Annotated in this window: 12 protein-coding genes; 6 read left to right on the forward strand and 6 right to left on the reverse strand. The window is 61.7% G+C overall.

Going from position 1 to position 13,362, the window contains the following annotated elements; all coding sequences use genetic code 11:
- Positions 1-40: 40 nt before the first annotated feature.
- Together CFA80_RS00395 and CFA80_RS00400 are read right to left on the reverse strand one after the other, a co-directional pair.
- Complete coding sequence (locus tag CFA80_RS00395) at positions 41-235, reverse strand: DUF2281 domain-containing protein (RefSeq protein ID WP_088518400.1); 195 nt, start codon at positions 233-235, stop codon at positions 41-43.
- Positions 232-465, reverse strand: a complete 234-nt coding sequence (locus tag CFA80_RS00400) for a DUF1902 domain-containing protein (protein ID WP_088518401.1) — start codon at positions 463-465, stop codon at positions 232-234. Before CFA80_RS00400 ends, CFA80_RS00395 begins: the two co-directional genes overlap by 4 nt.
- 86 nt (positions 466-551) lie before the next feature.
- Between CFA80_RS00400 and CFA80_RS00405 the strand changes: the two genes are divergently transcribed.
- Positions 552-2,888 (forward strand): type I restriction endonuclease subunit R, encoded by a 2,337-nt coding sequence (locus CFA80_RS00405; protein WP_088518402.1) that lies wholly within the window; start codon positions 552-554, stop codon positions 2,886-2,888.
- Positions 2,889-2,890: 2 nt separating this feature from the next.
- On the opposite strand, the gene rnd is transcribed toward CFA80_RS00405, so the two are convergent.
- A complete protein-coding gene (gene rnd / locus CFA80_RS00410; RefSeq protein WP_088518403.1) occupies positions 2,891-4,066 on the reverse strand; it encodes a ribonuclease D in 1,176 nt (391 codons plus the stop codon).
- Positions 4,067-4,142: 76 nt separating this feature from the next.
- Positions 4,143-5,807, reverse strand: a complete 1,665-nt coding sequence (locus tag CFA80_RS00415; protein WP_088518404.1) for a thiamine pyrophosphate-dependent enzyme — start codon at positions 5,805-5,807, stop codon at positions 4,143-4,145.
- A gap of 331 nt (positions 5,808-6,138) precedes the next feature.
- Between CFA80_RS00415 and aspS the strand changes: the two genes are divergently transcribed.
- The gene (aspS, locus tag CFA80_RS00420) at positions 6,139-7,938 is read left to right on the forward strand and encodes an aspartate--tRNA ligase (RefSeq protein WP_088518411.1); all 1,800 of its coding nucleotides are present in this window, start codon (positions 6,139-6,141) and stop codon (positions 7,936-7,938) included.
- A gap of 45 nt (positions 7,939-7,983) precedes the next feature.
- On the opposite strand, the gene CFA80_RS00425 is transcribed toward aspS, so the two are convergent.
- On the reverse strand, positions 7,984-8,289 hold the full coding sequence (locus tag CFA80_RS00425; protein ID WP_088518405.1) for an addiction module antidote protein: 306 nt from the start codon (positions 8,287-8,289) through the stop codon (positions 7,984-7,986).
- A gap of 431 nt (positions 8,290-8,720) precedes the next feature.
- Here CFA80_RS00425 and CFA80_RS00430 point away from each other — a divergent pair, with 431 nt between their 5' ends.
- Complete coding sequence (locus tag CFA80_RS00430) at positions 8,721-10,157, forward strand: hypothetical protein (RefSeq protein ID WP_143549653.1); 1,437 nt, start codon at positions 8,721-8,723, stop codon at positions 10,155-10,157.
- Between the two features lie 206 nt (positions 10,158-10,363).
- Here CFA80_RS00430 and CFA80_RS00435 read toward each other — a convergent pair whose 3' ends face one another.
- Positions 10,364-10,627 carry a transcriptional regulator gene (locus CFA80_RS00435; RefSeq protein ID WP_088518407.1) on the reverse strand — a complete coding sequence of 88 codons (264 nt, stop codon included), beginning with the start codon at positions 10,625-10,627 and terminating at the stop codon, positions 10,364-10,366.
- Positions 10,628-10,753: 126 nt separating this feature from the next.
- On the opposite strand from CFA80_RS00435, the gene CFA80_RS00440 reads away from it, so the two are divergent.
- The 3 genes from CFA80_RS00440 to CFA80_RS00450 all read left to right on the forward strand — a co-directional run.
- A complete protein-coding gene (locus CFA80_RS00440; protein WP_245281131.1) occupies positions 10,754-11,569 on the forward strand; it encodes a YqaJ viral recombinase family protein in 816 nt (271 codons plus the stop codon).
- Positions 11,556-12,785, forward strand: a complete 1,230-nt coding sequence (locus CFA80_RS00445) for an ERF family protein (RefSeq protein WP_088518409.1) — start codon at positions 11,556-11,558, stop codon at positions 12,783-12,785. Before CFA80_RS00440 ends, CFA80_RS00445 begins: the two co-directional genes overlap by 14 nt.
- 74 nt (positions 12,786-12,859) lie before the next feature.
- Positions 12,860-13,362 (forward strand): helix-turn-helix domain-containing protein (locus CFA80_RS00450; protein WP_088518410.1); only part of this gene is annotated, 503 nt, incomplete at its 3' end.

Genomic DNA, 13,362 nt, shown 5'->3' on the forward strand with positions numbered 1-13,362 from the left:
GTCGGTGAACGGGAATGGGATGAGCACCAAGTCGCCGCGCTCAGGCATTGTCCCAGACTTGGTCCTCGGCGTTGTCCCACACCGGCACAAGCGAAACCGACTGCGCGCCCATCAGATCGCGCCATTGCCCGCGTTCACCGCGCTCGCGAAGAAAGGCAACAAAATCGAGCACTTCGCGCGCCAGAGGTTCGGGCAGCGTTTTCACTTGCTCATAAACCAGCTCAGCAAGGCTCATGCGTAACTCCTGTCGATGCTGGCCTCGGCAACGTGCAGGGACAATGCCACCGCAGTGACCTCGGGATGATTGTCGGGCGACAGATCGAGCGCCATCGCAGAAATCTTCGCCAGCAGTTCGTCGAGCGTCGGTGCGTCGGCCGCGGCGGGAATATCGTCGCAATGCCCGCTCCAGACCGAGGCCTCGTCGTCCCACGCGGCGGAAATCGTAAAGATCACCGGTTTCGACATGTTCGCTCCGTTGGCGGCAGTGCCGCCGCGAAGGCACCACAGCCAGCCGCGCTTTTATCATATCACGCGCGTGCCGGGGAGGCCGCGTGAACGAGGCCGAGACCCGCGCCGAACTGATCGACCCGGCATTGCGCGGCGCTGGCTGGGGTGTCGTCCCCGATAGCCGGGTCCGCCGCGAAATGATTGCGCCCGGGCGTATCGAAGGCGCCGGCCGGCGCGGCAAGCCGGAAATCGCCGACTACGTGCTGACCTTCCGCAATCACAAGCTGGCAGTAATCGAGGCCAAGGCGCACGAAAAGGGAGACACCGAAGGTGTCGGGCAGGCCAAGGCCTACGCCGAAAAGTTGCAAGCGCGCTTCGCGTACTCCACCAACGGTCGGCGCATCTACCGGATTGACATGGCGACCGGGAAGGAGGGCTATGTCGAGCGCTATCCGACCCCGGACGAGCTCTGGGCCGAGGTGTTCAAGACGCCCAACGAATGGCGCGATCGCTTCGCCGCAGTGCCATTCGAGGAGCGTGGCGGCACCTGGCAGACGCGCTACTACCAGCACAACGCCATCGAGAATGCGCTTGAAGCGATCGCCGCTGGCAAGCAGCGTATCCTGCTGACACTGGCGACCGGCACCGGCAAGACCGCGATAGCCTTCCAGATCGCCTGGGCTCTGTTCCAAAGCCGTTGGATTCTATCGCGGAAGCCGGAGCGGCGGCCGCGCGGCCTGTTCCTCGCCGACCGGAACATCTTGGCTGATCAGGCCTACAATGCTTTCTCGGCGTTTCCCGAAGACGCGCTGGTGCGCATCAAGCCCGACGAAATTCGGAAGAAGGGCCGCGTGCCGAAAAACGCCAGCATCTTCTTCACAATCTTCCAAACCTTCATGAGCGGTACCGGTGTGGACGGCCAGCCGGCACCTTATTTCGGTGACTACCCGCCGGATTTCTTTGACTTCATTGTCATTGACGAGTGCCATCGCGGCGGGGCTAACGACGAGAGCAATTGGCGTGGAATTCTCGAATACTTCGCACCGGCAGTGCAGCTCGGGCTGACCGCGACGCCGAAGCGCCGCGACAACGTCGACACCTACGCCTATTTCGGCGAGCCGGTTTACGTCTATTCGCTGAAAGACGGCATCAACGACGGCTTCCTGACGCCGTTCAAGGTCAAACAAATCGCCACCACGCTCGACGACTACCTCTACACGCCCGACGACAAGGTTGTCGAAGGCGAGATCGAGGAGGGCAAGCGCTACCGCGAGCCGCAGTTCAACCGCACCATCGAGATCGAGGAGCGGGAGCGCTATCGCGTCAAGCTGTTCATGGATCAAATCGACCAGCGCGAGAAGACGCTGGTGTTCTGCGCCAATCAACCTCACGCGCTTCTTGTCCGCGACCTCATCAATCAGATGAAAACCAGCAGCGATCCGAACTATTGCGTGCGGGTGACGGCGGACGACGGCGCACTGGGCGAGCAATGGCTGCGGACGTTCCAGGACAACGAGAAGACCATTCCGACGATCCTAACGACGTCGCAGAAGCTCTCGACCGGCGTGAATGCGCGCAACGTGCGCAATATCGTGCTGATGCGGCCGATCGGCACCATGATCGAGTTCAAGCAGATCATTGGCCGCGGCACGCGGCTGTTCGACGGCAAGGACTATTTCACGATCTACGACTTCGTGAAGGCCTATGAGCACTTCAACGATCCCGAATGGGACGGCGAGCCGATGGAACCGATTCCGCATCAGCCGCGCGTGCCCGGCGGTATGGAGGAAGAGGGCGACGATTACGAAGGTACCCCGACGCCGCCTCGTCCGCAGAAGATCAAGATCAGGCTCGCCGACGGGAAGGAACGAACTATCCAAAGCATGATGGCGACGAGCTACTGGAGTCCAGACGGCAAGCCGATCTCAGCCAATCAGATGGTGGAAAGACTATTCGGTGAGCTTCCGCGATTCTTCAAGGACGAGGATGAGCTTCGACGCCTGTGGAGCAAACCGGACACACGCAAGGCGCTCCTACAAGGACTGGCGGAGAAAGGATTCGGCAGCGAGCAATTGGCGGAAATCAGCCGAATGATTAATGCCGAAAAAAGCGATGTTTTCGATGTGTTGGCCTATATCGCTTTCGCGTTGGCCCCAATCACGCGCTTGGAGCGCGTCGAAACCCGCAAAGGCAACATCTTCGCGCGCTACGACGGAAAGCTTCAGGCTTTTATCGACTTTGTTCTTGCACAGTATGTGCAGCAAGGTGTGGATGAGCTCGATCAGGATAAACTCAGCAGCCTCCTCCAGCTCAAGTACCACTCGGTACCTGACGCGATTGATCAGCTTGGCGAAGTACCGGTCATCCGTGACACATTTATCGGATTTATTCACGATGAGGACCGCGGCCAAACCTCCTGCGATATTACGACGCCGAAGTGAATTTACCGCTCGACCACCGTGACGCGGCCGTTTTCGATCGCGAGCGCGAGCCTGCCGTGCTTGAGCGCCAGCGCCTTTTCGCCGAATAGTTCGTGCCGCCAGCCGGTGAGCGCCGGCACGTCGGCGCGATCGTCGGCGGCGATGCGCTCGAGATCGTCGACCGTGGCAATGACTTTCGCAGCGACGTGATGGCTTTCCGAAATCATCCGCAACAGCACTTTGAGTAGTTCGACCACCGCCGCGCCATTGGCCGCTGCATGGATGCGCGCAGGACGCGGCAGGGTCTTCGGATCGCGCGCCAGCCCGCGCGTGACAGCCTCGACGATCGCTTCGCCCCAACGCGAACGCTCGAACCCTTTCGGCAGCGAGCGCAGGTGCTTGAGTTTCTCGGCGCTGGTCGGCGCCTGCACCGCGATGTCGGCGATGGCCTCGTCCTTGAGCACGCGCGAGCGCGGCACGTCGCGCGCCTGCGCCTCGCGCTCGCGCCAAGCGGCCACTTCAATGAGCACCGCAAGCTCTTTCGGTTTGCGAACGCGCGTCTTCAGCCGCTGCCAGGCGTTCTCCGGCTCGAGGCGGTAGGTATCGGGCGAGGTTAAAACGCGCATTTCGTCCTCGACCCATTCGGCGCGGCCGCGTTCCCGCAGATCGGCGACAAGTTTGAGATAGACGTCGCGCAGATGGGTCACATCGGAAATCGCGTAACGCAACTGCGGCTCCGACAACGGCCGGCGCGTCCAGTCGGTGAAGCGGTGCGATTTGTCGAGCGTGTCGCCGGTGATTCGCTGCACTAGGTGGTCGTAGGAGATCGAATCGCCGTAGCCGAGGACCATGGCCGCGACTTGCGTATCGAAGATCGGATGCGGAATGAGCTTGGCCGCATGCCAGACAATTTCGATGTCCTGGCGCGCGGCATGAAACACCTTCATCACCTTCTCATCCGCCATCAGCGCATAGAACAGCGCAAGATCGATGCCCGGCGCCAGCGCGTCGATGACAAAGGCTTCATCGGCCGAGGCCATCTGCGCCACGCAGAGCAGCGGATAATAGGTGCTCTCGCGCAGGAATTCGGTGTCGATCGTGACGAAAGGGTGCTTCGCCATGCGGCGGCAGGCGTCGGCAAGTTCGGCTGTCGCCGTGATCGGCTGGAGCGAAGCGGGGGGAACGGATTGAGAAACCATTGGTGACTCTTAATGTCGTTCAGGCGCTGGGCTAGGGCAAGCCCGCACGGCGCGCGATGCACCGCTTACTTGCCGCTTACTTGCCACGAATCTTTTCCATGAAAATGAATTCCCAGGGGCTCGGCAGCGGTCCGACCGGCACTTCGATGACGCTCGGGCGATCATGCCGGGCGAAGGCACGCCGCAATGCGACGCGCAACTCTTCGGGCGTGTTCGCGCGCACGGCTTCAGCGCCGAAACTTCTGGCAAAGGCGACGAAATCGGGATTAGTCAGGTCGCTGCCGATCAGCCGATTGCCGTAGCGCTCCTCTTGGATGCGCCGAACGTTTCCAAAGGCGCCGTCGTTGAACACGATGGTGACCAGCGGAATACGATGGCGCATCGCCGTGGCAAGCTCTGTCGCGGTGAAAAGGAAGCCGCCGTCGCCCGAAATCGCCACGACCGGCACGTCGGGCCGTGCATGTTGCGCGCCGAGCGCGGTGGCGAAACCCCAGCCGAGCGGGTCCTGATAACCAGGCGATAAAAAAGTGCGCGGCTTGTAGACCGGGAACACGAGCCGCGCGGCGAAGCCGACCTGCGTGACCTCGTCGACGAGGATGCCATCCTCGGGGAGCTCGGCGCGGATCGCGTCGAGAAATGCGATTTGCGGTGACAGTTTTGCGAGGCGCTTACGCCAGGCCGCCTGCCGCTCCTGCAATTCCGCCTTTCGCGATGCGCGTTTCATATTATGCGCCGGCAGCTCGGTGACGAGATGTTGCAGGATCGGCTTGGCGTCGCCGGTCAATGCCAGTGCCGGCTTGTGCAGGCGATTGTGCTCGTTGGCATCGGCATCGACGCGAATGATTGCCAGATCGCGATCGATGCCCCATTGCCGGATCGGCGCGAGCAGCCGCGTGCCGACGGCGAGCACGACATCCGCCTCGCCCCACAGATCGCGCCCGAGCGGCAGCGTCACGCTCAACGGATTGCGGCTGTCGAGCACGCCGCGGCCGCGGCGATAGCCGAGCACCGGCGCCTGCAGCATGGCCGAGAGCGCAGTCACCTCTTTTGCGGCATCCTGGGCACCGCCGCCGCAGACGATCATCGGGTGCTTGGCAGCGCCGAGGCGCTTGGCGGCGCGCCGGATCGCCGCCGTGTCGATCTTCGGCGGCGGGATCGGTAGGGGATCTTGGACGCGGACTGGCGCCGATCGGCTCCAGACGTCCATCGCGCATTCGACCGCCGCCGGACCGGGTCTGCCGGCGCGCATCGCGCGAAGCGCCAAGGCGGTGGTGCGCGAAGCGTCCTGGGGCTTGGCGATTAGCGCGGCATGATCGACCAGCCGCTTGATGATGCCGGTCTGGTCGCGGATCTCATGCAGGTGGCCGAGGCCTCGGCCGATATCGGCATGAGGGATTTGCCCGACCAGCGCCAGCACCGGCGCATTCATCGAATAAGCCGTGAGGAGGGCCGCCGCAGAATTGAGAAAGCCCGGTCCCGGCACCACGGCATAGACCTGCGGCTTGCCGGTCGCGAGCGCGGCGCCGAGCGCCATATAGGCGGCGCCTTGTTCGTGGCGCGTGTGGACGGTGCGCAGTCGGTCGGAAAACCGAAACAACGCGTCGAACAATGGATCGTTCTGCAGCCCCGGCAGCGCGTAGATCGCGTCTAGGCCATGGGCGATCAGCGTAGCGACCACCGCTTCTGCCGTCGTCAGCACCGGCGCCGCGGCCGCGGTTTCACTGGACGATTTGCGATTCATTTTCGCTCCAAGTCGGATGGAGTGTTGCGACCGAGTGTGCAGATCGGTGCGATCGTGTCGAGGCGGTCTGGACCGGGCGCCGCGGCGCTGCGCGGTAGTGCCGCGAACCCGAAGTTCGCACGAGTTTACGAAGCCCGCCGATGCGAACTTCGGGTTCAAAAGCGGCACTACGAGGATACGCTGGCTAGCGTCCTTATCGATTCCGAAGTTTGTACGAGCGCGCCGCAAATGCTGACGAACTTCGGAATCGGGACGCTAGCTGCTTGACAAAGCAAGGAAGGCCATGCGGTTGTGCGCCACCTTTCACTTAATTTCATGCGGCGGAATGAGCATGCATCGCTACCGCACCCATACCTGCGGCGCGCTCCGCGAGAGCGACATCGGCGCCGAGGTCCGGCTTTCCGGCTGGTGTCATCGCATCCGCGATCATGGCGGCGTGCTGTTTATCGATCTGCGCGACCATTACGGCCTCGCCCAAGTGGTGGCCGATCCGGACAGCCCGGCGTTTAAGACGGCCGAGATACTGCGCTCGGAATGGGTGGTGCGAATCGATGGCAAGGTGCGGCGCCGCCCCGCGGGCACGGAAAATCCCGACCTGCCGACCGGCGCGGTCGAGGTCTATATCCGCGACATCGAAGTCTTGGGCCCGGCCGCCGAACTGCCGATGCCGGTATTCGGCGAACAGGAATATCCCGAGGAAATAAGGCTCAAGTACCGTTTCCTCGACCTGCGTCGCGAGCACTTGCACCAGAACATCATGAAGCGCGGGGCGATCATCGATTCCATTCGCCGCCGCATGAAGGCGCAGGGCTTCTTCGAATTCCAGACGCCGATCTTGACCGCCTCGTCGCCGGAAGGTGCGCGCGACTATCTCGTGCCGTCACGGCTGCATCCCGGCAAGTTCTACGCGCTGCCGCAGGCGCCGCAGCAGTTCAAGCAATTGATCATGGTGGCGGGCTTCGATCGCTATTTCCAGATCGCGCCGTGCTTTCGCGATGAGGATGCGCGCGCCGACCGCTCGCCCGGCGAGTTCTATCAGGTCGATATCGAGATGAGCTTCGTCACCCAAGACGATGTTTTTGCAGCGGTCGAGCCGGTGCTGCGCGGCGTGTTTGAGGAATTTGCCGACGGCAAATCGGTGACGCAAAAGTTTCCGCGCATTCCCTACAGCGAGGCGCTCGCCAAATACGGCACCGACAAGCCGGATTTGCGCAATCCGATCGTGATGCAGGACGTTTCGGATATTTTCCGCGGCTCGGGTTTTAAGATTTTCGCGCGTATCCTGGAGACCAACCCGAAAGCGGCGGTGTGGGCGATCCCCGCGCCGGGCGGCGGCTCGCGGGCGTTCTGCGACCGCATGAATTCCTGGGCGCAAGGCGAAGGCCAGCCGGGCCTCGGTTATATCTTCTATGCACTCGACGGCGGCGCCGCGGTTGGCCGCGGGCCGGTTGCCAACAATCTCGGTGCGGAAAAGACCGAGGCATTGCGCGGCAAGTTCGGCTTGAAGGAAGGCGATGCGGTGTTCTTCCTCGCCGGCGATCCGGCAAGCTTCGTCAAATTCGCTGGTCCCGCGCGCAACAAGATCGGCGAAGAGCTTGGGTTGATCGCAAAAGACCGCTTCGATTTCTGCTGGATCGTCGATTTCCCGATGTACGAATGGAACGAGGAAGAAAAGAAGATCGACTTCTCGCATAATCCGTTCTCGATGCCGAACATGTCGATCGACGAATTCCAGGCGCTCGATCCGGCCGATCGCGACAAGATCCTCGCGATCAAGGCAATCCAATACGACGTCGTCTGCAACGGCGTGGAGCTGTCTTCCGGCGCGATCCGCAATCATCGCCCCGAGGTCATGAAAAAGGCATTCGCCATCGCCGGCTATGACGAAGCGACGCTGGAGCGCAGATTCGGCGGCATGCTGCACGCGCTGTCGCTCGGCGCGCCGCCGCATGGCGGTATCGCGCCCGGCATCGACCGCATCGTCATGCTGTTGTGCGGCGAGGAAAACTTGCGCGAAGTGGTGCTGTTCCCGATGAACCAGCGCGCCGAGGATCTGATGATGGGCGCGCCGTCGGAGGCGACGCCGAAGCAATTGCGCGAGCTGCATATTCGGGTGGTGAAGCCGAGCTGATAATCGGCGGGTCCGCGAGAGGCGGAACAGGGCTCAGGAAGACGACTAAGCGGCCTTAGCCGTGTCTTCGTTTTTGGGTTTGGCGACCAGCTGCACATCAAGTGCGTCGAGCACTTTCATAACTGTGCCGAGTTCCGGATTGCCTCCAGCTTTCAAAGAGCGGTAAAGGTTCTCTCTGGAAACTCCGGCTTCCTTAGCAACGTCTTTCATGCCCTTCACGCGTGCGACAGTGCCAAGCGCCTTAGCGATGACGCCATCATCACCGGTTTCGAAGGCTTCGGTTAGATACGCGGCAACTGCTTCGGGAGAGTCGAGGTTTTCAGCCGCATCAAATGGTTGCGCTTTAGGCATGCGTTTATTCCTCCGGCTTCCTCGCGATTTCCTTGGCCCGTGTGCTGCGAATCCTTATCGCCTCCGTGAAGTGGCGTGAAGCCCCGGTTGACCGGGCGGGTACGTCAGCGCTGACGCAAGAGCCAGTACGTAATCGCCGAGGCGTAAGCCCTGACGCGTCACCGGTGACACGAGCCCTGACGCCTAAGCCCTGACGCGTCACCGATGACGCGTCACCGGTGACACGTCACCCGCACGGGACGGTTGCGCGGATACGCAGCCCGCAATTCTTCAGATCAAGTAGCAAAAAGTAACCGAGTAGCAATCACTGCCGGATTAGATCTGCGGCGGGGACTTTGAAAACGCGCGCAGTTGACCGGTTAACGATTCGTTAAGTCCCGCAAATTCGACCGCGCGTCAAAAATAGCAAAGTAGGAAAGCAAGAGAAGAAAATGCCTCGCGGATCACTACCTGGCGAACGGCGCGGCGGCCGCAAGCCGGGAACACCTAACAAAAAGACCTTACTGAAAAATGCGGTCTTCCTGGCCGCAGCCGGAGAGCCTAATCGCTCGCCTCTGGAATTTATGTTGGCATTGATGCGGGATCCGCAAGCGCCATTGGATCTTCGAATCGAGATGGCTGCGACGGCAGCGCCATTTGTGCATGCGCGGCCGGAGCCGGCGCGAAAGAAACGCCCTGATCCGCTCGACCTGCGGGACTGGCTCGGCGACACCGCGGATCTGAAGTTCGGAAACTTCGAAGCAAAACCAACTGCAAACGGGGGTGGGGGTGAAGGTGGGGGCGAGGGTGGGTGGTTAAGTCCCCTGGATTTTTTGCTCGGCGTGATGGCTGATTCCACAGCCACCCCGCGGCAGCGGGTCAAGGCCGCCGCCGTCGCAGCCCGTTACAAGCATGCCTATGCCCATGCCCTCGGGACCAACGCGCCGACCGTGCTCGTCGTGGAGGATAAATTCGGCTTCAAAGTCGACCCCGAACTCGCTCGCGCCGAACGCGACGACAGCGTACGCGAGGACAGGCTCCGAGCAACTTCGTATATGCGCAAAGAGGATTCTGTCGAGGCGAAAGTCGCCAAGCAAGAGCTGGAGCAAATTGGCAAGCGCCGCTCCGAGCGGGTCGCCGTGGTGAAATTCCCTGCCGGCTACACCTACAGCGACCGCGAAGCCGATCAAGCCCGATTGCGGCAGTTCTACAGCAAGCGCTTGTCGCGCAAGAAGCTCACGCCCGAGGAGGAGGCTGAGGAGGCGCACTTGGCTGTCCGGGTTCTTAACCCGGAAGCCGCCAAGCCAAAGGTCGTGGCCGTTCCCTGGCTCGACAAGTACAAGATGGAATGGCCGATGACACGAATGGTGGAGCTGGAAGAACGAGTTCTGGCCGGCGACACAACTGCTGCTGATGAGGAGGAGCTAAAAGACCTGCGCTCTAGCCATCCGGAGATTGCCGCCGACGTCGACAGACTGGATCATTGGTATAACTATTGCGTTCGTCAGGAGAGGGAGAAGGGAGAGAAGGCTGGTTTGCATTGGATGGAAGCTTATCGAGCGGCGAAGGATAAGTGCAAGCAGCTGAAGAATCCCCGGAAGATGGTTGACCTGCGGGAACTACGAGAGGGGCCTCACGCGCGAATTCGTGAGTTGGAAACGCTCCGTTTCGACCAGATACTCACCCCTGAGGAAGCGGACGAATTGGAAGAGTGGCATAGGCGCTATCCGCAACTCGCTGAGAAAACCCGTAAATTCGTGGTGCGGCGGCTGATCGACCATCAGGTGAACAGGGAGGCCATGCGTCGGATAGGCTACAATCCTGGGCCTATCGAAGAAGACGGATGGCCTCGGTGTCGGACCCCTACCGGAAGGATGGCTGCCCGCTGACGGCGCCCGCACACGGGCCCACCTGTCTCGCCACCGATGAATTCCAACGGTCCGCTCGGCGCGCGGGCGATCGTCGTATCGCGCGGTTGAAAATTGCTTGGCTGTAGGTGGCGTCCGCAGCCGCACTCCCGGCCCGCCCTTCTTGGCATGCGTGAATTCCAGCCCGCGCGCGCGGCCGGGCGCTGGGGTTGAAAACTACTGCTCAGTTATGGGGTCCGCAGCCGCACCCCTGGACCGCCATTGTAACTATCGATGAATTCGACCCCCGCCTGTTCGAGCGCTCGGCGGATCGTCTGATCATTGGCGCGGGTGAGCGCGGTCGCGCTCGGCATCAGTTCGGCACGACGGATGGTGGTGACGCTCAACGCTGTATGGCGGGCGAGATCTTCGGCGCTCCAGCGGATGAGCGCGCGGGCGGCCCGAATCTGGGCACTGGTCAGCGGCGGGGATGGGGGTGGGGGCGGTGACATTCTTTCAGAGGCTCCCTTGACGTGCTCTCAACTGATGTTATATTTAATTCCATATGGAATGTTTCATAACATCAAGTAAATGGGTCATCTACTTAGACCCCAGGGAGCAAAGGTATGAAAAATGCCATGTGGAAAAGATCCGCTGACCGGCGGTCGTTCATCGGCGGCTCGGACGCGCGGATCGTCATGGGCAGTGACGAGCCGGCACTGATCCGGCTGTGGCGGGAGAAACGAGGAGAGGTCGAGCCGGAGGACCTGTCGGGGAATCTTATTGTCCAGCTCGGGCTTGCCACCGAGGACCTCAACCGGCGCTGGTACGAGGCCACGACCGGGCAGGTGATCACCGATGTTCAGAAGAGAGTGCGGCATCCGGCGCTGCGCTGGATGGGCGCCACTTTGGATGGCCGCGTCCAGGGCAGCGACGCCGTATTCGAGGCCAAGTTCATGCTGCCGTGGTCGTTCTCGGAGGAGGGAGCGGCCCAGAAGTACATGCCGCAGCTGCAACATAATATGTGGGTGGTGGCGGCGCGAACCGCGGTGCTCTCGGTCATCACCGGGGGCGGCAAATGGGTCGAGATCGTCGCCCATGCCGATCCGCTCTATCAGCATCTGATTATCACCGCCGAGCGGAAGTTCTGGCGCTGTGTCGAGAGCGGCGAACAACCACAGCTGTTCGGCGTCGAGCCGCCCAAGCCACGGCTTGAAGCCGTGCGTATCGTTGACATGACGTCATCCAATGCCTGGGCCGAGGTTGCCGGCATCTTTGCCCGGACCCGCTCCGCGTATCTCGAGCACGAACAGGCCAAGACCGAACTCAAGAGCCTGATGCCGGAGGACACCAAAGAGGCGATCGGCCATGGCGTGCGCGCCAAGCGATCCAAATCCGGTGCGGTCAGCTTTGATCTTCTGACCACGATGGAGGCGAGCCATGCAGCGGTCTAGTGCCTCGATTGCTGCGCTCGCCACGGCGCTGGCCAAGGCGCAGACCGAGCTCGCCAATCCGGAGAAGTCACTGACCGGGACGATTGAACCGCGAGACGGGGAGGCCGCCGGAGCGCGGCAATTCCGCTACGCCTCGCTGTCGCGCGCTCTTGAGATCGTGCGCAAGACTCTCGGCGAGCATGAGATCGCAACGGTCCAGACCACTGCGGTTGATCACGCTTCTGGAATTGTCAATCTGACTACGATCCTCGCGCACTCGTCAGGCGAATGGATCGCGTCGGACTGGCCGGTCTGTCCGATTGCCGAGACCGAGCGGCCGCATCGTATGGGCGCGGCCCTGACCTATGCCCGCCGTCACTCCTTGTTCCCTCTGGTCGGGATTGCGGGAGACGATGACCTCGATGCGCCGGATCTCATCGGTCCCAGCCAACCGAGTCGAGAGCATGACCGGCAGCGACCGATCCGCGGCAATGGCCGGCTCGACCCCCAGGCTGCAAGTCTTGCGGCGCGAACACCGCTCGCGCGGCCCCCAAAACCTGCGGTCGACAACAATACCAAAGTGCGGGTGCTGGCGGCCGTTCGCCTTGATGAGTTTGCCTCAGCTCGGCTGCGCGACCTCATGCTTGGCGAATTGAACGAAATCGGCAGCGAGGATGCGGCCACCAAATGGGCGCACCGGCGGCTTCCAGAGAAGAACAAACTCAATGCAACAGACGCCAAGCATATTGAGGAGGCGTTTCGGGCCAAGCTGTTGAGCTTTGCCATCCACCAATCGGAGGCAGGGCCGGCGCCGAAAAGCGATGCACAAACTCCCGGAGGGATAGATGGACCCGGCAGGAAAAGGAAGCAGCAGGCGCCATCGGTCGAGAAGTCCGTCCTAACGCATCCCGAGCCGCGGCGCATTCGCGATCGCGAGCATGTGCGCTTTGTCGCCCAGCAAACCTGCCTGGTCTGTGGACGTCAGCCTTGCGATGCTCATCATCTGCGCTTTGCGCAAAGCCGCGCACTCGCTCGCAAGGTCAGTGACGAATTCACGGTGCCATTATGCCGGGGGCATCATCGCGAGCTGCATCGTCACGGGGATGAAACAGCGTGGTGGCAGAAACTCGGACTCGATCCGACCGCGGTGGCGCGAGCGCTGTGGCTCGAAACCCATCCGCTCTCGACCGCGGAAACCAACGCGAAAAACGATGGCGCCACGGCAAATTCCATCTAGAGCAGCCGGCTTCGGAACGGTGACATGCGATCCTCGATCTAGTAATTTTTCACCGAATCTGTGACAATTGCCAAATGACGCGCAGAGAATCCAAACGGCAAAAGACTGGGCTTTACCACGCCAGGGAGGCGCGCGGCATGAGCCGCACCGCGTTGGTGAAGCGCTCAGGAGTGTCCAAGCAGCAGCTGTCTCGGCTGGAAAACGGCCTGATCCGGTTGCGGCTCGATCACCTAAAACCGTTCGCCAATGCGCTCGGCTATTCGCCGGAGCAAATCCTGCTGTGGGGCCGTTTTCCGGGGACCGCCGGTGCTCAGCCTCAAGCGGAATCGCCCAGCCCAGCCGAGCAGGTGCCAGAACTGGCGTCACGGTCAGAAGCGGACCAATCGAAACTCAAGAAGCGCAATGACGGTCGTCATGTCGACCGTATCAAATCGGAAGCTTGGGTATTTCCGGCCAGCTTCGTGCGTGAGCAATTACATGCATCGGCAAAAAAACTTCTGGTGCTCGAGGCGGAAGGCGACGCCATGGCGCCGACGATCATGTCCGGCGAGCGGGTTATCGTCGACACCGGCGACAA

It is taken from the genome of Rhodoplanes sp. JGI PP 4-B12, from assembly GCF_900188135.1.

Bases quoted from the DNA above. Each gene is read 5' to 3' on its own strand.
- aspS (WP_088518411.1), top strand. From the start codon at position 6,139: ATGCATCGCTACCGCACCCATACCTGCGGCGCGCTCCGCGAGAGCGAC.
- CFA80_RS00435 (WP_088518407.1), bottom strand. From the start codon at position 10,627: ATGTCACCGCCCCCACCCCCATCCCCGCCGCTGACCAGTGCCCAGATT.
- CFA80_RS00395 (WP_088518400.1), bottom strand. From the start codon at position 235: ATGAGCCTTGCTGAGCTGGTTTATGAGCAAGTGAAAACGCTGCCCGAA.
- rnd (WP_088518403.1), bottom strand. From the start codon at position 4,066: ATGGTTTCTCAATCCGTTCCCCCCGCTTCGCTCCAGCCGATCACGGCG.
- CFA80_RS00425 (WP_088518405.1), bottom strand. From the start codon at position 8,289: ATGCCTAAAGCGCAACCATTTGATGCGGCTGAAAACCTCGACTCTCCC.
- CFA80_RS00400 (WP_088518401.1), bottom strand. From the start codon at position 465: ATGTCGAAACCGGTGATCTTTACGATTTCCGCCGCGTGGGACGACGAG.
- CFA80_RS00440 (WP_245281131.1), top strand. From the start codon at position 10,754: ATGTGGAAAAGATCCGCTGACCGGCGGTCGTTCATCGGCGGCTCGGAC.
- CFA80_RS00415 (WP_088518404.1), bottom strand. From the start codon at position 5,807: ATGAATCGCAAATCGTCCAGTGAAACCGCGGCCGCGGCGCCGGTGCTG.
- CFA80_RS00445 (WP_088518409.1), top strand. From the start codon at position 11,556: ATGCAGCGGTCTAGTGCCTCGATTGCTGCGCTCGCCACGGCGCTGGCC.
- CFA80_RS00430 (WP_143549653.1), top strand. From the start codon at position 8,721: ATGCCTCGCGGATCACTACCTGGCGAACGGCGCGGCGGCCGCAAGCCG.